Source organism: Bacillus sp. J41TS8 (assembly GCF_018333035.1).
In the GTDB taxonomy this organism is placed as follows: Bacteria; Bacillota; Bacilli; order Bacillales; family Bacillaceae; genus Bacillus; species Bacillus paralicheniformis.
This window is the reverse complement of sequence record NZ_BORF01000004.1, coordinates 37,853-57,250: the sequence shown is the minus strand read 5'-3', so window position 1 is coordinate 57,250 and position 19,398 is coordinate 37,853. Positions and strand designations below refer to the sequence as shown.

16 protein-coding genes and 1 riboswitch are annotated in these 19,398 nt (G+C 45.5%); of the genes, 6 read left to right on the top strand and 10 right to left on the bottom strand.

The genetic code is table 11. The features are described 5' to 3' along the window. Positions 1–10: 10 nt before the first annotated feature. From KI350_RS07260 to KI350_RS07245, 4 genes are all read right to left on the bottom strand, one after another. Entirely contained in the window at positions 11–1,330 is a 1,320-nt protein-coding gene (locus KI350_RS07260; protein WP_025810572.1) for a PTS sugar transporter subunit IIC, read from the bottom strand. 155 nt (positions 1,331–1,485) lie between these two features. After that, complete coding sequence (locus tag KI350_RS07255; protein WP_079289096.1) at positions 1,486–2,877, bottom strand: DUF4179 domain-containing protein; 1,392 nt, start codon at positions 2,875–2,877, stop codon at positions 1,486–1,488. Then, positions 2,847–3,416, bottom strand: coding sequence for a sigma-70 family RNA polymerase sigma factor (locus tag KI350_RS07250; protein ID WP_025810570.1), 570 nt, complete (start codon positions 3,414–3,416; stop codon positions 2,847–2,849). Before KI350_RS07250 ends, KI350_RS07255 begins: the two co-directional genes overlap by 31 nt. Before the next feature lie 95 nt (positions 3,417–3,511). Continuing rightward, positions 3,512–3,925, bottom strand: coding sequence for a hypothetical protein (locus KI350_RS07245; protein ID WP_025810569.1), 414 nt, complete (start codon positions 3,923–3,925; stop codon positions 3,512–3,514). A 139-nt stretch (positions 3,926–4,064) separates the two neighbouring features. On the opposite strand from KI350_RS07245, the gene pepT reads away from it, so the two are divergent. Continuing rightward, the gene (pepT, locus tag KI350_RS07240; RefSeq protein WP_025810568.1) at positions 4,065–5,297 is read left to right on the top strand and encodes a peptidase T; all 1,233 of its coding nucleotides are present in this window, start codon (positions 4,065–4,067) and stop codon (positions 5,295–5,297) included. 138 nt (positions 5,298–5,435) lie between these two features. Here pepT and KI350_RS07235 read toward each other — a convergent pair whose 3' ends face one another. From KI350_RS07235 to KI350_RS07215, 5 genes are read right to left on the bottom strand one after another with little or no spacing between them, the layout of a single operon-like run. After that, a complete protein-coding gene (locus tag KI350_RS07235) occupies positions 5,436–6,914 on the bottom strand; it encodes a glycoside hydrolase family 32 protein (protein WP_079289097.1) in 1,479 nt (492 codons plus the stop codon). Positions 6,915–6,928: 14 nt separating this feature from the next. Then, the gene (locus tag KI350_RS07230; RefSeq protein ID WP_025810566.1) at positions 6,929–8,164 is read right to left on the bottom strand and encodes an MFS transporter; all 1,236 of its coding nucleotides are present in this window, start codon (positions 8,162–8,164) and stop codon (positions 6,929–6,931) included. Between the two features lie 34 nt (positions 8,165–8,198). Next, positions 8,199–9,047, bottom strand: a complete 849-nt coding sequence (locus KI350_RS07225; protein WP_025810565.1) for a carbohydrate ABC transporter permease — start codon at positions 9,045–9,047, stop codon at positions 8,199–8,201. After that, positions 9,044–9,982 (bottom strand): carbohydrate ABC transporter permease, encoded by a 939-nt coding sequence (locus KI350_RS07220; protein WP_025810564.1) that lies wholly within the window; start codon positions 9,980–9,982, stop codon positions 9,044–9,046. The genes KI350_RS07225 and KI350_RS07220 overlap by 4 nt, the downstream gene beginning before the upstream one ends. Positions 9,983–9,993: 11 nt before the next feature. After that, entirely contained in the window at positions 9,994–11,292 is a 1,299-nt protein-coding gene (locus KI350_RS07215; RefSeq protein WP_025810563.1) for an ABC transporter substrate-binding protein, read from the bottom strand. 233 nt (positions 11,293–11,525) lie between these two features. On the opposite strand from KI350_RS07215, the gene KI350_RS07210 reads away from it, so the two are divergent. Beyond that, positions 11,526–12,500 carry a LacI family DNA-binding transcriptional regulator gene (locus KI350_RS07210; protein ID WP_059230913.1) on the top strand — a complete coding sequence of 325 codons (975 nt, stop codon included), beginning with the start codon at positions 11,526–11,528 and terminating at the stop codon, positions 12,498–12,500. A 188-nt stretch (positions 12,501–12,688) separates the two neighbouring features. Then, entirely contained in the window at positions 12,689–13,219 is a 531-nt protein-coding gene (locus tag KI350_RS07205) for a chorismate--pyruvate lyase family protein (protein ID WP_059230916.1), read from the top strand. Positions 13,220–13,317: 98 nt separating this feature from the next. Here the strand turns inward: KI350_RS07205 and KI350_RS07200 are convergent, their stop codons facing one another. Further along, the gene (locus KI350_RS07200; RefSeq protein WP_065644363.1) at positions 13,318–14,001 is read right to left on the bottom strand and encodes a DUF3298 and DUF4163 domain-containing protein; all 684 of its coding nucleotides are present in this window, start codon (positions 13,999–14,001) and stop codon (positions 13,318–13,320) included. A gap of 675 nt (positions 14,002–14,676) precedes the next feature. Next, positions 14,677–14,786, top strand: a riboswitch (SAM riboswitch). Between the two features lie 73 nt (positions 14,787–14,859). Here KI350_RS07200 and KI350_RS07195 point away from each other — a divergent pair. From KI350_RS07195 to KI350_RS07185, 3 genes are all read left to right on the top strand, one after another. Beyond that, positions 14,860–15,990: a 5-methyltetrahydropteroyltriglutamate--homocysteine S-methyltransferase gene (locus KI350_RS07195; protein ID WP_065644362.1), complete on the top strand. Its 1,131-nt coding sequence runs from the start codon at positions 14,860–14,862 to the stop codon at positions 15,988–15,990. Between the two features lie 139 nt (positions 15,991–16,129). Beyond that, entirely contained in the window at positions 16,130–18,376 is a 2,247-nt protein-coding gene (locus KI350_RS07190; RefSeq protein ID WP_079289099.1) for a glycosyltransferase family 39 protein, read from the top strand. Further along, positions 18,376–19,374 carry a glycosyltransferase family 2 protein gene (locus KI350_RS07185; RefSeq protein WP_020453486.1) on the top strand — a complete coding sequence of 333 codons (999 nt, stop codon included), beginning with the start codon at positions 18,376–18,378 and terminating at the stop codon, positions 19,372–19,374. Before KI350_RS07190 ends, KI350_RS07185 begins: the two co-directional genes overlap by 1 nt. Positions 19,375–19,398 lie beyond the last annotated feature (24 nt).

Here is a 19,398-nt window from a genome sequence, read left to right as displayed (position 1 = left end):
TTCAACGCCTTTACATGGAAACATTGTTTTCAGAATTTACCGTAAGGCTTCGATTCATCAACATCACAAACGGAAGATAAATAAGGGCAGAGACGATGATGCATACGATTTGTGTGACGACGGCGCCGAGGCTTCCTCCTGTCGACAGCCACGCATTGATAATCGGCGGTGTCGTCCACGGCACCATGACAACGGCTTTTCCGGCAAAGCCCGCCGCTGTCGCGATGTAACCGATCGCCCCCGTCACAAGCGGCGTCACAATAAAAGGAATCGCCATTAACGGATTCAGCATGACGGGAACCCCGAAGATCACCGGTTCATTGATATTGAAGATGCCGGGACCAAACGAAATTTTTGTAATGCTGCGCAAATCCTCCCGTTTCCCCGCGATAAAAATCGCGATCAACAGGCCGATCGTGACGCCGGATCCGCCGATGCTCATGTACACATCCCAAAACGGCATCGTAATGATATTCGGAATCGATTCGCCGGCAGCGTATGCATTCATATTGACGGTAATCGAAGCGAGCAGCAAAGGCTCCCTGATCGGCTTCACCATCTGGTTTCCGTGTATGCCGATGACCCAGAAAAACTGTGCGACAAACACTAGCAGCAAAATCCCGGGAAGGCCTTGAATCGCACCCTCAAGCGGTTTTTGCACGACATTGTACACAGCTTCATGAAGGTATACGCCCGTCAGCCGATGAAAAGCAAATCCGAAGCTGGCGATGATCGTGACCGTAATAATCGAAGGAAATAAAGTGCCGAACGAGACAGAGACATTGGCCGGCACGCTGTCCGGCATTTTAATTTTGAGCCGGTCCATGCTCGAAAGCTTGCTGAAGATTTCAACAGACACAATCGAAATAAACATCCCCAAAAACAGCGACTTCGGATCCGTAAATTCCTTGGCCAGCACATTAACCACTTCCTGCATCGAACCGTTCACTTCCAACAGCACCGTCGATGGAATGACAGAGATATAGGACATCAGCGCCATCAAGCCGGGAAAAAATGATTCATGCCCATTCAGCTTCCCGAGCTCAATCCCGATCAAAAACACTGCGCCGATCGTAATAAAGTTCAGCGTCGCATAATTGATCGAGGCCATAATCGGCTCAAGCGCAGACAAGAACCGAAAAGGCTCGAAAACCGCAAGTCCCGTCTCAGGGCTCATCACCATATTCTGCATCAGAACCGCAAACGCCCCGGCAATGATGACCGGCATCAGCGTAACAAACGCCGACTTAATGACCATGATATATTTGAAGCTTGTAATTTTAAAAGCGACCCGCTCAAACATCTCGGTCACCTTCGCCATCCTGCTCATTTACTCTCCCCCTTTTTTTGTGGTTTGCTTTTACTTTACAATGAAAACGCTTTCTTTTTGGTGCATATTTTTTCCTTTGGGAGAGGAAATTTTCAAGTTGGGAGGCCATCAAAGCAGACAACCCGCCGTTTCACTGAAACAGCGGGTCATATATTTTACTGTGGCAATTGCACTTTGATCGGCTTGAACGGTGTAGAATAAAATGCGCTTAAATAACCAAACTCGACATCAAGCGAATATTGGTCAAGACTGAAGTTTTTCACTCCAAATTCACCATCTAACGTAAAGTCTGAACGGAATCGAAGTTTTTCAGGATCTAGCACTTTTGTAAAATTACCTTTTACGCTGTGTCCCTCCGGCGCCTCGTCAAAGCCTTTATAAGCCGAATCAACCAGCGACATCGTTTCTAAAAAATTTTGCATGCTGTCCATATCGATCTTAGATTGATCGACATGTTTCAAATGATAGTCGACAGACAGTTTGCTGCCGTTTTGTTTCACCTGATCAACGGCAATCTGGAAATCATGACGGTCAGCGCTCAGCACGGCGGGCGTTTTTGTGAGCGGCAGCGTTTTTTCGGAATCGCCCATACTGCTGCTCGCCTCAATCTTGAGGTATTTTGTTCCTTTATTCACTTTTTCAAGGATCAGCCTTTCTTCGTGACGAACCTTGTTTCCTTTCTTTGTACTGTCTGTCGTCCGCTGCCCTCCGCTTATATGAGGGATTTCGTTTCCTTTATCATCTGTCACTTTTATAATTGATGTACGATCATTTGGATGTTCCTCTGAATTGGATACTTCATAGTCGATGACAGTGGATTCTTTTCCGAGAATTACCGTTTTTACGGCGAGCTTATGGCCATCAGCCGATTGTGTATTGTTTTTGGTTACGTGGAGCGTTTTATACGGCAGTTTATCAACCGGAATGTCGAACTTCCATTTCCCTCTGATTCCGTTAATATCTGTGATCGTAACCGGGAGTGTCAGTTTATCGGGAATATGTTTGTCTGGATAGCCCATTTGAATGTAGCCAGTATAGCCATCCTCTGTTTTCTTTATGTCTCCTTGAGAAGCGATCGCCCATTTGCGCTCGCCATTAAATAATGTGAAATGAATCATTCTCGCTCCATCATCCAAATCTTTTCTTGTATCACTTTTCACCTTAAACGTCATACCGATGATTCCACCGTCAAAATAAACGCTTGTCGCCGTCACGTCTATGTTGTTGCTGGACGCTTTCTCGTTCAGTTCAGTGACAAGCTGGCCCGCCACCAAGTTTTGACCGACATAGTCATGGAATTGTTGATACGCTTTCCCAAACAGCGGGACGTCAGCCAACACGCTTTGCATCGCTGGGGAAACGAAGCCGCTGCCGAGAAGGAGCACAGCGGCCGCGCCTGAAACAAAAATGGTTCGTTTCATGGCGTGCTTCGGCCGAAACCTTTTTTCCCGCTTGGCCCGATTGATGCCTTTATCGATTGATTCGCGGATTTCTTTTGTAGGAACATTGATCTTGTTTACTTCGTTTTTGAACCATTGTTTGTCCATGCGTCTTCTCCCCCAGTCAGTAGTTGTTTTAATTCAAGCTTCGCTCTTTTCAAATAGGTCTTAACGGTTCCTTCGGGAGCATTCATCACCTCGGCGATATCATGTATCGGCAGGTCGTGATAATAAAATAGAATGATGGCGGTTTGATATTCTTTTCGCAACCGCTGAACGGCTTCAAGCATCCCCATTCTGTCGTCCGCATCCATCTCCTGCTCCTGGCCTTCATCCTGCAGCGGCCTGTCCATTAAAACCACTTTCTTTTTCTTGTCTAATAAGGCATATGCATGATGAATGAGGATTTTCGTCAGCCATGTCAAAAAGTATTCGGGATTCCTCAGCTGGGCAATCGATAAAAATGCCTTGTACGCCGTCTCCTGAACGATATCTAACGCGTCCTCCTTATCTCGCACATATATGTAAGCTGTTCTGTAAAGCTGATCGCTGTGCTTTTGAAACAGCGTTTCAAAAGCTTTGGCATTGCCTGCGACAGCTTTCTTAACTAATCTGATTTGCTTCACTGTTGCGCCTCCTTCAAACATTAGAGAAGAGAATGGATGAGAAAAGTTTCAAAAGGACGGAATTTTTTCTCTGCATTAAAAAAATCCGCTATTTCATCGAAAATAGCGGATTCTATTTACTTCTTTGTCAGCGTCACTTTAGAAGTTCCGGTTTGGCCGTGCGGTTCCTGTTCATATTTAAGCTCTTCCCTCAGTTCATTCATACTTGATCGTTTGATTCGATAGACGGCTTCAAGCCGAACCAAATATTCGGCCCTTGTTTTGAAAGCATGAATGATTGAGATGATCCAAACGATAAGCAAGGCTTTCATAGCCAAATCGAAAAGGAACGTTCTGGCTGTAAAAGCAGCGAATAAAACAGCCACTGCATATCCGATCCCGGCAAATAACCATTTTCTTTGTTTCGTTCGCGCTGCGATATAAATAAATGCAAACCAGCTTAAAAATCCAAAAGGAACCCATGTGAACACAAGCCAGAAAGAATGTGCAAACTCCCATTTTGTTCCTTCATTTGTATAACCTTTAGCCATTGTGATACTCCCTTACAATTGTGATGATCCTTTAGAACTATATTATACTAAATTTTCCTATACAGGAATAAAAGTTTTCGATTCGCCCGCCATGAATGATAAGATAAACATAAAACCAACAATTGGAGATGAAGGAAACATGAAGAACAAACTGATTGAACGTCTCATTTCTTATGCGAAAGTGGATACGCAGTCAAATGAAAACAGTCAGACGACGCCTTCCACTCCCGGGCAGCTGACGCTTGCCAATATGCTTGTTGAAGAGCTGAAAGAGATCGGCATGAAGGACGTCACAATCGATGAAAACGGCTATGTGATGGCGACGCTTCCTTCGAATACGGAAAAAGAGGTGCCGACGATCGGCTTCCTGGCTCATGTGGATACAGCAACAGATTTTACCGGAAAGAACGTCAATCCGCAGGTTATCGAACAATACGACGGAAAGGACATTGTGCTGAATGAATCTCTCAATGTCGTCTTATCGCCCAAGGAATTTCCCGAGCTTGCAGATTATGCGGGACATACATTGATCACTACCGACGGAACGACTTTGCTCGGCGCCGATAATAAAGCGGGAATCTCTGAAATCATGACGGCAATCGAATATTTAATTGCGCACCCCGAAATCAAACACGGGAAGATCAGAGTCGCTTTTACGCCTGATGAAGAGATCGGCAGAGGGCCCCACAAGTTTGACGTAGAGGCGTTCAACGCCACATTCGCGTATACGGTTGACGGCGGACCGCTCGGCGAACTGCAGTACGAAAGCTTCAATGCTGCAGCCGCGAAAATCACTTGTAAAGGAACGAACGTCCACCCCGGCACAGCAAAAGGAAAAATGGTCAATGCCGCCAAAATCGCGATGCAGTTTCACGCCGGACTTCCGGAAAACGAAGCTCCTGAATTTACTGAAGGTTATGAAGGCTTCTACCATCTGCTTTCGATCAAGGGCGATGTCTCTGAAACCACTCTCTCCTATATCATCAGGGATTTTGACAGAGACCGATTTAACGAGAGAAAAGAAACCGTCCAAAAAATTGCAAACGACCTTAAAGCCAAATACGGCGAAAACAGCATCACAATGGACATGAATGATCAATATTACAACATGAGGGAAAAAATCGAACCGGTCAAAGAGATTGTCGACATTGCCTATGAAGCGATGAAAAATCTGGACATCGAGCCGGTTGTGAAACCGATCCGCGGCGGTACAGACGGCTCCCAGCTCTCATACATGGGGCTTCCTTGTCCGAACATTTTTACAGGCGGGGAAAACTTTCACGGAAAATACGAGTATATTTCCGCCGACAATATGGTAAAAGCCGCGAATGTCATCGTGGAAATTGTGAAGCTGTTTGAAGAAAGAGCGTAATATGAAAAAAAGCGGAAAGCGGCTGCAAGACACGACAGCCGCTTTTTTGTCAGATCAATCTTTATCTGCGCTTTGCCGATATAAGAACATGTTTCGGGTTAAAGCCGATTAACGTCTCACCGATGCAAAAAATTCTGCTCATTCGGCTTCATCGCCTTTCCAAATATCTTTCAACGTCCAGTAAGTGAACTCTTCGACCCGTACATTGCCTTTCTCAGAAAACAGCTCAATCCCGGCTCTTCCTTCTTTGGGATATATGCGGCTGGTCATTGTCGCTTCACCATGGTTTGCAAATACTTCAATAGACGATCTGTCAAGAAACAGATGCAAGGTGAGCTTTTCCTCCGCTTCAAGCCGTACATTTCTCACACCGTCCCGCGCTTTGCCGGACTTTGAACAGTCGAGCGTCAGCTTTTGATCAACCAAGCTGTACTGGATGATTGTCTCTTCCTGTTCAATCCCCCAAATCTTTAAGCCAACCGTTTCGGCACTGCAAATTGTCAAATCAAAAACGGCCACCACTTCAAGAAGCTTTTCGGCTGTCTTTATTAAATAGCTGCCGGAAATCGATTGATTGGCACATTCATGATGTTCCGATTCACGAAGTAATTGAGTCTCCTCAACCGGATTCATTAAAATTTTGTGATCATTCTTCAACGTCAATTCACGCGGCAAAGTTAAAGCCCCGCACCATCCGTCCGCTTTCGTCGGCATCTCTGACTCCCACATATCCATCCAGCCAATCGCAATTCTGCGCCCTTTGTCATCCAACAAAGTTTGCACGGCATAAAAGTCATGGCCATGGTCCAATTCCTTAAAGGAGCCATGTACAAACTCATTCGTGCCTTCATCATAATCTCCAATCAAATAGCCTGTTTGATACAGATTCTGATATGAATCACCATCCGCCTCTATACCCTGAGGAGAAATCAGCAAAATGTGTTTGCCGTCTAATTCAAAGAAATCCGGACATTCCCACATAAAGCCGAGATTCCCGTCGCTTTGGGCGAGGACGCCTGCATATTCCCAATCTACAAAGTTAGGCGAGCGATATAAAATGACCCGACCGACATTTTCTTTTGAGGCGTTTCCGATCACCATATACCAGGTCTCGCCATGCCTCCATACTTTCGGATCGCGAAAGTGGCGGGAGCTGTCTTCCGGCGGCTCTGCGATGACAGGGTTTTCTTTCAGTTTTTCAAAGGTGATACCATCTTTGCTGACTGCTATATTCTGATTTTGATAGAAATCGTCTTTCTCTTCATCTATCATATTGTGCCCTGTATAGATTAAAGCAAGGTCGCCGTTATATTCGACTGCGCTTCCTGAGAAGCAGCCGCTCTCATCAAATGCATCGCCAGGGGCTAAAGCAATCGGCAAGTGTTCCCAGTGAATAAGATCCCTGCTCTTCAAATGGCCCCAATGCATCGGCCCCCAATTCTCATCATACGGATGATGTTGATAAAAGACATGATACTCCCCTTTATATTGAATCAGTCCGTTTGGATCATTTATCCAGTTCGCCCGGGGCATCATGTGATAGCCCATTCGGTATCGGTGATTCACTTTTTTTCCGGCTTTCTTCAATGCTTCTTCTGCCTGGTGAATTCTATTCATCTGTGACACCCTTTCTATATATGCTTTCTTTGTAGACTTTGAGCAAATTCAACGTCTTTCTTTGAGTCTAGCAAGGTAAAAATCGAAATAATGGTGAAACAAAGGACCATTGCTCCCATGATGAGATAAGTTTGGCGAAATCCGATGCTGTCGTATAAGCCTCCCGCAAGCGGCGAAAAAATCGACGTGCCTACCTGGGATGCGAATTGAAAGCCGACAAGATAAAGTACGGATGAAAGACGATTATCAAAATTAGTCGCCAAATATTTAAACACCGCAATCAGCATAATCGGCAATTCTACAGCATGAATGAGTTTCATCGATGAAATTCCGACCGGTCCGCTGACAAGTCCGGAGCCGATAATGCGGAAAGCCATTAACAGCCCCGCTAAAATCAAACTTTTTTTAGGACCAAGCTTATTGACGATGAAAGGCGCAAGAAACATCATGCCCGCTTCAATGAATACTTGGAATGAGTTAAGGTATCCAAATATTTGGTTCCCCAGAGCCGGAGTCGGAAATAAGGAAGCGTAGTAAAGCGGGAACTGCTGGTCATAGACGCCGTATACGCAAGTTACGCCGATCACGTACAACATCAAAAACCAGAAATCTTTTAAGAGAAAAAGCCCTCCCACGTCTTTTAATCCGACCGAGTCTGCCCTTTCCTTTTCATCATCTGTCATCTCAATTTTTACGGAAACAATAATGGCTACCAATATGACTGCTGAAACGGAAGCAACCCAGAAGTTGATATTCGGGTCGATATTGAACAGCTGACCTGCAAAAAATGTCGCCGCAGCCCAGCCGAGGGATCCCCACATCCTTGTTCTTCCATATTCAAAGTGATATTTGCGGCTGACCTTTTCAATAAAGGTTTCAATCGCGCCGATTCCGGCGAGAAAAGCAGTTCCCAAATAAATTCCGCCGACGATAGCCCCGAGAAAGACATTGTATTGCAAAAGCGGTCCGTAGACGAAAATATAAAAGGGACCCGTAAATACGAGAAGCAAGCTGATCATAAATAATATGTTTTTCTTCAGACCGAGCTTATCAGAGATAAAACCGTACAAAGGCTGCATGCACAAAGTAAAGATAGCGTTTACAGAAAAGATAATGCCTGTCGCGGACCCGTTCAAATTGATTTCTTGCCCTAACCAAATCGCAAATAAAGAATAGCTGGAAGACCAAGTAAAAAAGAAAAAGAAAAAATAAGCGCTTAGTTTCCAATACAGACTGTTTGAGCTTTTCATTTTCATTTGCTCCTTTAACCCGATTTGGATATATCTATTTGATGCCTGTCCCTGAACCGCCGAGGCCATCTAAAATGTAGCGTTGGGCTACAATGTAGATCAGAATCAGCGGAATCGTGGAAATCGTCAGGACTGCCATTACCTGGTTCGTATAAACCGGCTCGGTGCTGTTGATGGCTGTAATCGCCACCTGGATCGGAAATTTCGACTTATCCGTCAAAACCATCAGCGGCCAAATATAGTCATTCCAGCTGCCGATAAAAGCCAATGTCCCCACAGTAGCAACAGCCGGTTTCGACATCGGCAGCATCACCCGCCAGAAAATCTGCCATGTATTGGCTCCGTCCAGCTTGGCCGACTCAATCATCTCCCCCGGGATCGCCATGAAAAAGTTTCGGAACAAATAAATATTGAAAGCCCCGGCAAGCGCCGGCAAAATCACGGCAAGGCGCGTATCAACAAGTCCGAGCTTATGAACAATTGTAAACTGCGAGATTAAAATCGTTTCCATCGGCACGATTAAAAGCGCCAGCAATATGGTAAACAGCACTTTTTTACCTGTGAATTGCAGCTTGGCGAATGCGAAGCCCGCCATTCCGTTGATAATGACCGCTCCCACCGCCACACACAAACCGTAAAACAGACTGTTACCGATATACATTAGTAAATCAAACCGTGACAGCACCTCCCTGTAGGATTGAAACCATTCCGACGGATGAAAAGACGGGAGAAACGCTTGAATGCTGCTGATATTGTTGTAAATATCGGCTTCCGGTTTCATCGATGAAGCAACCATCCAAATCAGCGGAAATATAAACAGAACCGCCAGCAAAACAAGGCATATATATTCCAGTATCGTTAAAGGCCCGAATTTCCTTCTCATCCGCCTTCATCCTCCTTCACCAACTTGCGCTGCGCAAGCGTCACCAATCCAATCATCGTGCCAAACAAGAGCGCAATTGAACTTGCATAGCCGACCATCCGATCGGTAAATCCCGTTTGATAAATATAATAGACAACTGTCATCGTTGAATTGACTGGTCCCCCCTGGGTCATGACCATTGGCTGCACGAGGAGCTTAAACGCACTGATCAGCGTTGTAATAAAGATAAAAATCGACGTCGGTTTCAACAAAGGCAATGTAATATAAATAAACCGCTGCCATTTATTCATACCATCCAATTGCGCCGCCTCGTAGACATCTCCGGGAATGTTTTGCAGGCCCGCTAAAAAAATCAGCATCTGAAATCCCGCTCCCTGCCAGACTGAAACGAAAACAATTGTAAAGATCGCCTGTTCAGGACTTGTCAAAAACGGCTGTGGCGGTAAACCGACATGCGTCAGTACGTTATTGATCATTCCTTCATTCGGATTCAGCAAGTACAGCCACAAAACGGAGATGACAACAAGCGACATGACGACGGGGCTAAAGTATGCGACTTTGAAAAACGTATTGGCCTTGCGCTTTTTATTCAACAGAAGGGCCAGCCCGAGAGCGGCCCCGATCTGTAATGGAATCACAAGGACAACAAATTTCAATGTGTTGCTCAAACTTTTCAAGAAAATAGGGTCTTTGAACAATTTGATAAAGTTGTCAAAACCGACAAACTTGCGCAGGTCAGGTGTTAACAAATAATAATCTGTAAATGCGTAGTAAACCGCCATAATCGAAGGAATCACGAGAAACACTGACAAAATCAGCAAGGACGGACCTAAAAATGTATAGGCCAGCACATTGTCCCGCCACCCTATTTTATTGGCCGGGATTTTTTTCAGCGGAAAGGCCGTCCTTGCTTCTTTCAACGGAATTTTATTCATGGTTCCACCTTCTAGTTAGCCTTATCGATGGCTGATTGCATTTCTTTTGCACGCGTATCCAGCACCGATTGAATATCCTGATGCTGATCAAAGAAGCTGATGTCATCGATCGCTTGTTGAAATGCGCGTGTCACCTGCGGATATGCCGGTGTCACCGGTCGGGCGTGCCCCGTTTCTTTCAGCTGCTGCAAGAAGACATTCATTTCATCTGAGAATTCCTTTGCCAGCACTTTCTCTGATGAATAGCGCACAGGCAGCGCGGCGATCGAACGGCTCAATTCCAGGTTGGATTCCTTGTTTGTCATCCAATCGACCAATTTTGCCGACCATTCCTTGTTTTCAGACGTCTGTGTCATGGCGAACTGCCAGCTTCCTGAAGGGGACACAAGCTTTTTTGTTTTTGGCGAAACAGGATACGGCATCACCCCATAATCGACATTAGGGAAATTTGTTTCCATGTCGGTTACCGTCCAAACACCGCTCATTTTCATCGGATATTTTTCCGTTTCAAACGCCTGCTTAACCGGAGTCCGGGTCGTATAACCCTCCTTCAGCATTGTTTGAATAAATGTCATCGCTGCAGCGGTCGGTTTGTCGTTAAAAACACCCTCCGACTTCTTGCCGTCTTTTGAAAGGACATCACCGCCAGCCGACCAAACAAATGGCAAAAGCGCATAAGTCAGCATTTCGTCTTTTGACTGCAACTGCATATCGATGGCCGGTTTGTCATATTTATTTTTCAGCTTTTTGCAAAGCTCAAGAAATTCGTCCCACGTCCATGGATTCTCAACCGTTGGCAGCGTTTTCAAGTCAACGCCGGCGTCCTTCAGCATTTTTTTGTTATAGTAAATACCGACCGACGATTCGCTGACGCCGATCGCATACAGTTTCCCTTGGTAGGTTCCCTGTTGCTTAATGCTCGGCAATAAATCATCCTGGTCTTTGATATACTCATCCAATGGCGCAATTACACCAGATTTCGCATAAGCCGCCGTATTCGGTCCGTCCAAAGTGATCACATCCGGCAAGGTGTTCGTTGTCAGCGCCGCGTTCACTTTGTCTTCATATCCGCCGCCGTTTCCGCTTCTGGGAATGAAATCAACTTTGGCCTTGACATTTTCAGAGGCATACTTTTTATTAAAAGCGTCCACCCGCTTTTGATAGACCTTTCCTTCTTCACTATCATCAGATACGTGCACCCACATCGTAAGCGTTTTCCCATCTTGGCTATTTGCACTTTTGCTATTGCTGCAGCCCCACATCGCAAACATCAGTAACAATGAAAAAATTCCGAAGAGCCACCTTTTCATCTTTGTCACTTCCCCCCATTTTTCATAAATCAACAGATAAAAGCGCTTTCAAGTGAATTGTATGTCAACCGGTTTCACATGTCAACCGGTTGACATATTTTTTCCCCAATTATTCATCCCGGTACATTTCTCAGAATCATGGCATTTTCTTGCACATATCAGTCCGATTCTCTAAAATAAGTGCGTGACGAGAATTGTAAGCCATTTCAGTAAACTAGCAGGGGGAAAAGGGAATGAAGCCTAGCATTCACGACGTTGCAAAAAAAGCGGGAGTTTCACCAACAACCGTATCGCGGGTATTAAATAACCGCGGCTATATTAGTGAAAAAACAAAAGAAAAAGTCTATAAAGCGATGGAAGACATCAATTACTTTCCAAACGATTTGGCCCGCTCTTTATTTCGTAAACGAACCCATTTAATAGGGCTCATCATCCCTAACTCCAGCAACCCGTTTTTCGGCGAACTGGCCTTTCATATTGAGAGCATCTGCGCTGCCATGGGCTACAAACTGCTGCTTTGCAACAGCTTGAACCGCAAAGACAAAGAAGAAAAATACTTGGAAATGCTGATGCGAAATCAAGTGGACGGCGTCATCGCCGTGACTTACAACAGGGGAATTTTAAATTATCATCGGCAAAACCTGCCGATTGTCGCCATCGACCATTACTTATCGGAAACGATTCCCGTCATCGGCTCCGATAACTATGCCGGAGGAAGAAAAGCGACAGAACTGTTAATTGCAAAAGGCTGCCGGCACATCATCCATATCAACGGACCAATTGAGCTGAAAACACCGGCAAACCTTAGAAGAAAAGCATATGAAGATGTGATGCGACAACACGGGAGACAGCCGATTACATATGAAGTTCCCTTTCATCAAAATTACCGGGAAATCATCTCAAAACTGTTTGATGAACAGCCTGCAGCTGACGGCATTTTTGCCAGTGATGACCTCATGGCTGCTACAGTCATCACCGAAGCAAAAAAACGCAAAAAAGACATTCCGGGGCAATTAAAGGTGATCGGCTACGACGGAACGGAAGCGGTTCAGTCCATCCTCCCGCAATTGACAACCATCCAGCAGCCGATTGAACTCATTTCCAAGACGGCCATCGAGATTTTGTCCAAAGCCATTGAAGGCGAATTCGATGACTTGCCGCTGGAAACCTATTTGCCCGTACAGCTTTTAGAAGGAGAGACGACTTAAATTAATGGCACAAAAAAAGGAGACTTTGACGTCTCCTTTTTCCATATATCTATTCAATTTTAAAAAAGATAAAATTTACATTACTAACCTAAAATTTAACTTATTTTTCTAGACAAACTCACCTCCACATGATAAATTTAAAGACAAGTTTTCAAAAAATTCTAATTTTGGTACGGAGGTGCCTTTCATTGAGCGTAAGCCACTTTTTTCCTGAAACTGTTGTTGCTCTTGTAAAAGACATGTTAACCAAAACCGATGGTTCAACAACCAAAGCGATTGAAACGCTGATCGGCGGCAAAGCCGAAATCGAAGTTTTTCAGCAAAAGAATATTGATTATGACAAACTGTCACCTGAAGAAGCGAGACTGTTTCAACGCGATGATGACATCTTGTTTAGAACCTCCTCTTTGAAATCAGGCGCTGATTATTTATCTTATAATTATGTCTATGTCAAAACAAACTTACTGCCGCCCGCTATCAAACAAGATTTGCAGGAAGAAAGACTTCCCATCGGGAAAATCATTGCAGAACTGGAGTCAAGGCGTGAAATTTTCAGCACGGGCGACTGCCTGGGAAAACATTTCACACACCTTGTACCTGTTTCGGCAGACCGGACATATGCTTTTAAAAAATATCAGATCATCAGCGGCCGACAGTGCATGTTCTATGTCTGCGAGCTGTTCGATTTAGAAAAAATCTGCGAACTGACGCCGGGCTGAATCATGCCCGTCAGCTGCCGCTTTATGAAAGAGCTTCCAAAACCTCCCCAATCCTTCTTCCCTCAAAACAAAAACCCCTGCGAAACAGGGGCTGTTATTTATTGATACACCGTTTTCGGAACGGCAACGACCGGATTTCCGGCAGCATAAGGGGCTACATCGTATTGCTGGAAGACGATCGCAATGCCGTCTTTTGTGTAATAAAAAGCCGTGTTTTTACCAAGGACGATGTCTTTCTTCTTCACATCCGGGAAGAAAATGTCGCTGTGTTTTTGAATATAGTTGTAAATGTATGTTTTTGTCTTATCCATTTTCGATTTTGTATTTAGGATGTCTGATAAATACACCCGTTTTTTAGAGGCAAGGTCATAGTTGAAAGAGCGGACTGCCGTATTTCCGTGCGCTCCGCCGGAGTAGACGTAATTACTTGTCAGGATGCTCAGCTTTTGGCCGGTCCGGTATTTCACTTCAAAGGACGTTTGATAATCGGTTTGGTATCCGTGCTGTTGACCGTCTTTCTTGTTTTTTACATAATCTTTGTAAGACTGCTCAATATAACGTTTAAAATCTTTGTTGATCTTATTTTGGAGAGATTTGGTGCTTACATTTGCAACCTGCGGGTATTTCAAAGCCTTAACGTTTTTGTAAGTATGGCTCGTGACCGTCGGCTTTTTTTCATTTGCCGCGTGTGCAGAAGGAAGTGCGGCCGCACTGTACAGCGCAAAAAACAATATCCCTGTCATCAACATACCTAACGCTTTAAACACTGTTTTTTTGTTCATAAGAACCCTCCTTAATCTTTCATTGTTTATCATACCCACTTTGAAATCAGGTACACATGATAGACCGGTGAACTCGATAAAAAGTTTCAGTTTTTGAAAAATATTCTAATTCAATGCGATTCACATGTATTTTAGAGATTTGGAGTCAGACGATCGACAGCTCCAATATGAAGCATATCAACACATCCTGTCCTTCACCGAAAAAGAAGTCGATTGGGCCTATTAAGTATGGGATCAATTAATAAAAGATCTTGATGGTAAAGACAATCATAAAGCGCAATTTCTCTATCATTGAGCATCAGTGACCCGGAAAACAGAATGCTAAGTGACGTATAAAATTTGGAGAGTCGGTTTGGCAGGGGATCAACAGCGGAAAATAGTCGTCAAACACCTCGTTGATTGTTTTAACGGCTGTCTTTACGAAAAAAATTACACGCTGATTCGATTTGATATGATCCAAAGCCTTAGACACTTATACGATGCTTGAAGGATAACGATATCAAAAGCATTGCCGCCGGTTTAATCGCAGAAGAAGAGAATGAAAAATATCAAAAAAAGTACAAAACCGTCTGGAAAAATACTCGAATAAATTAAAAATGCTCTTTTATTAACCATTGACATTTTTATAAAAAGTATTAATATTAAAATTATTAAAAAAATCGCATAAAAAGGTTTTCCTTATCAAGAGTGGTGGAGGGACTGGCCCTGTGAAACCCGGCAACCGCTGTCTATGACAGAATGGTGCTAAATCCTTAAGAGCATGTTCGTGCTCTTGAAGATAAGGAGGAGATTGAATATATCAAGCTCTTCCTTATCGGGAAGGGCTTTTTTATGTCTATAAAGAAAGAGGGATGAAGCATGACACAATCAACTGATGTACTGAAGCAAACGCCTGGAAGAAAAATCGGACCGTACAGAGCTGATCAGGTGGGAAGCCTTTTAAGGTCTGCGCCCGTAAAAAAAGCGCGTATTCAAAAAGCGAACGGTGAAATTAGCGCTGAGCAACTGCGCGAAGTCGAAAACGAAGAGATTAAGCGCATTGTCGAAAAACAAAAAGAAATTGGCCTTAAAGCCGTTACTGACGGGGAATTCCGCAGGTCATGGTGGCATTTCGATTTTCTTGAAGGACTTGATGGCGTAGAAGGATACACAGCGGACAAGGGCATTCAATTTCATAATGTTGAAACAAAGCCGCGAGGTATCAAAGTAACGAGCAAAGTCGATTTTACAAACCATCCGATGCTGGAAGATTATCAATTTCTTCATGATATTGCGGGCACACATACGCCGAAAATGACGATTCCGAGCCCGAATATGCTGTTTTTCAGAGGAAAACTTGGAGAAAGCCCGTACAAGGATCTGGATGAGTTCCATCACGATGTCGCGCAGGCTTACAAAAAAGCGATCCGCGCATTTTACGACGCCGGCTGCCGCTATTTGCAGCTGGATGATACGGCCTGGTCGGTATTTTTCTCAGACAAAGGACATGAGCAGATCAAAGCCTTCGGCCGCCAGCCTGATGAACTGCGCCAGTCTTTCGCCAACACGATTAATGAAGCAGTTGAAGGACGCCCAGACGATTTGACGGTCACCATGCACATCTGCCGCGGCAACTTCCAATCAACATGGGTGGCGGAAGGCGGCTACGATGCGGCGGCAGAAACGATTTTCGACGGACTCAATTTAGACGGACTTTTCCTTGAATTTGATGACGAGCGCTCCGGCGGCTTCGAACCGCTTCGCTATGTCAAACGGAAAGACTTGCAAATCGTCCTCGGTCTCATCACATCCAAATTCGGTGAGCTTGAAAACCCGGATGCCATTAAGCGGCGCATCGAAGAGGCTTCCCGCTTCGTCGACCTGAACCAGTTGTGCCTAAGCCCGCAGTGCGGCTTTGCCTCCACAGAAGAAGGCAACCTCCTGACGGAAGAGCAGCAATGGGAAAAACTGCGTCATGTCGTCGAGATCGCTGAAGACGTATGGAAATAACATCTCATATTTGAGACATGCCTAATGACGGCATGTCTCTTTTTTTTGCCCCTCTATACAATTTAAAATTCCTTCTTGATTTGTTCATAGTTTGATCATATTTGGCTTCTATAATGCTCTTTAGTGAGGTGATCGAACAATGATTAAAAAAAGGAAAATCGATATATTCCTAGTCTTCATTCTTGTATTATCCGCAGCATTAAACTTGTACGGCATCTGGAATAGTGACACAGACAACGCCTACTATACGGCGGCCGTCGAAAGTATGACCCAAAGCTTTCATAACTTCTTTTACGCATCATTTGATCCGGCAGGCTTTGTAACAGTTGATAAACCGCCTGTCGCACTCTGGATTCAAACACTTTTTGCACTTGTGTTCGGCGTGCACGGCTGGAGCGTCGTTCTCCCTGAAGCCATTGCCGAAGTGATTTCCGTAGCACTGTTGTACTTTATTGTAAAACCTACTTTTGGCAAAACGGCGGCCAGAATTTCAGCTCTTATTATGGCGTGTACGCCGATTGCCGTTGCGGTCAGCCATACAAACAACGTCGACAGCATTCTCACCCTTTGTTTGATGATTGCAACCTGGATGTTGTTTAAAGCAGTCCGGAAAGGAAAAATCGGCTGGCTGCTCGGCGCATTCTGTATGGTCGGCGTCGGCTTTAACGTCAAAATGCTGCAAGCATACATGGTATTACCGGCATTCCTGCTGTTTTACATGATTGCAGCAAAAACGACGATTCGCAAAAAAATTGTGTCTCTTATCACAGCCTTGATCGTTCTGGCAGGCGTTTCCGTTTCCTGGGCGGTAGTCGTCGATAGTCAGCCGGAGAGTTCGCACCCTTATATTGGAAGCAGCCAGACCAACTCTGTCCTTGAGCTGGCGTTTGGCTACAACGGCATCCAGCGTCTCACAGGCCAAAACGGTGCTGGCGGGGGCGGAACCTCCTCATCTGATCAAAATCAAAAGAACCAGCAGCAGGAAATGCCGCAGCAGCAAAGCGGCGATACCGAAAACAACTCAGACTCGACAAATGGACAAATGGCTCCGCCGAGCGGGGGCGAGATGCCTTCAGGCGGACCGGACGGCCAGCAGGGTGATGTTCAAAGCGGCGGCGGAGGTCCCGGCGGCGGCACGAGCGGCATGTTTGGCACAGGAAACCCCGGCCCTCTCAGACTATTCCAATCCGAGCTTTCCGGACAGGCAAGCTGGCTCATCCCGTTTGTACTCTTCGGCATCATCGGTTTGCTGATCACGGGCCTTCGCGGTCAACGCAAATTCAATGAAATAACGACTGAAACGATTTTCTGGATGATGTGGCTTCTGCCAGTCGCTGCATTCTTCAGCGTCGCAGGATTCTTCCATCATTACTATCTGATCATGCTGGCAGCACCGATTGCCGCTTTATCAGGTGCAGGCTGGACAGCGCTCGTTCGCCTCTATCAGGAGGAAAGCGGCTGGAAAAAACAGCTTCTGCCGATCGGAATTTTGCTGACAACCGCATTTGAATTGTATATTTTGAGTCCTTATCTCAGCGAAATCGGCATCGTCTGGAGCATATTGATCGGCGCTTTTGGCATTGTCACAAGCTGCCTTCTCATCTTTTTCAAAAAAGGAAAGTCATTCAGCTACTATGTATCACTTGCAGCGCTGCTCGGCATGCTGATCGGACCTTTCTATTGGACAACAGCAACGCTCGCTGACGGTGTAAACGGCATGATTCCGCAGGCCGGACCTAAATCCGCACAATCATTTGGCGGCGGTGGCGGAGGGAAGATGCAGAATAACAACGGCAGCGGACCTCCCGGATTCGGCAGCCAAGACGGTCAAACAGACAGTGATCAAAACAACAATAACGGACCTGGCTTCGGTCCTGGTTCAAACAGTAATGATTCTTCAACTGATACCGGTTCCGGCCAAAACAGCCAAAATCAGAACGGCGAAGGCGCAAGCGGCCGTCAACAAGGCGGACCAAGCGGCGGCAGCCCTGGAAGCGGCGAATCAGTCGATGAAGAACTGTTGAGCTACCTTGAAAAGAACAACACGGGTGAAAAATATTTATTTGCGGTCTCCAGCGCAACGTCTGCTCAATCTTACATCATCAAAACAGGTAAAGCTGTCATGGCGATGGGCGGATTCTCTGGAAGCGACCCGATTTTGACGGTTGAAAAACTTGAGAAGCTCGTCAAAAACGGCGAAGTCAAGTACTTCATGATCGGCGACGGTCGAGGTCGAGGCCAAGACAACTCAGAAATCACTAACTGGATTAAAGAAAACGGAAAAGAAATTTCAAAAAGCGAATACAGCAGCTCTTCTTCAGATAACGATTCCCAGTCAGGCGGACCTGGCGGAAATCAGACGCTTTATAAAGTGGAGCTTGATTGATGAAAGGAAAGGTGATGAATATGCAGAGACAAGTCACATTTTCAATCGTAGTCCCTGTCTACAACGAAGCGGAAGTACTTCAAAGCACCTATGACCGATTAAAAACCGTCATGGACTCGACAGGCGACCCTTATGAACTGATTTTTGTAAACGACGGTTCAAGCGATGACAGTATTCACATGCTGAAGTCGCTTGCTCAGTCAGACCCGGCAGTAAAATGCATCAATTTCTCAAGAAACTTCGGTCATCAGATCGCCATTACGGCCGGTACCGACTATGCTGCCGGCGAAGCGATCGTGGTGATCGATGCCGATTTGCAGGATCCTCCCGAATTGATTTTGGAAATGGCGGAAAAGTGGCGCCAAGGCTTTGACGTTGTATACGCCGTCCGCACAAAGCGGGAAGGAGAAACATTTTTCAAAAAGCAAACGGCCGCCATGTTCTACCGTATTTTAAGAAAACTCACAGACGTTGATATCCCGGTGGATACGGGAGACTTCCGGCTCATGGACCGGAAGGTGGTCAATGAAATGAACAAGCTGAAAGAAAAAAATCCGTTCGTCCGCGGCCTTGTCAGCTGGCTCGGGTTCAAGCAGACCGCCGTCTATTACGAGCGCCACGAACGGCTTGCAGGGGAAACGAAGTACCCTCTCAAAAAAATGCTGAAGCTCTCGCTCGACGGCATCACTTCATTTTCCTTTCAGCCGCTGAAACTGGCAAGCTACTCAGGAATCGCGCTGTCAGCGGTCGGTTTTATATATGCCTTCATCGTCGTCTGCATGAAGCTGTTTACGACAAGCACCATTACCGGGTGGTCTTCGATGATCATTCTGCAATGCTTGTTCAGCGGCTTTATCCTGATCATCCTCGGAGCGATCGGCGAATACATCGGCCGCATTTATGACGAAGTGAAAGACAGGCCGCTATATATCATTGACGGCAAATACGGATTTGAAGAACAGCGGCGGGCGGCAGCTCCGCAGCGCCATATCATGTAGAAGATAAGAGATCCAAAAGGAGGG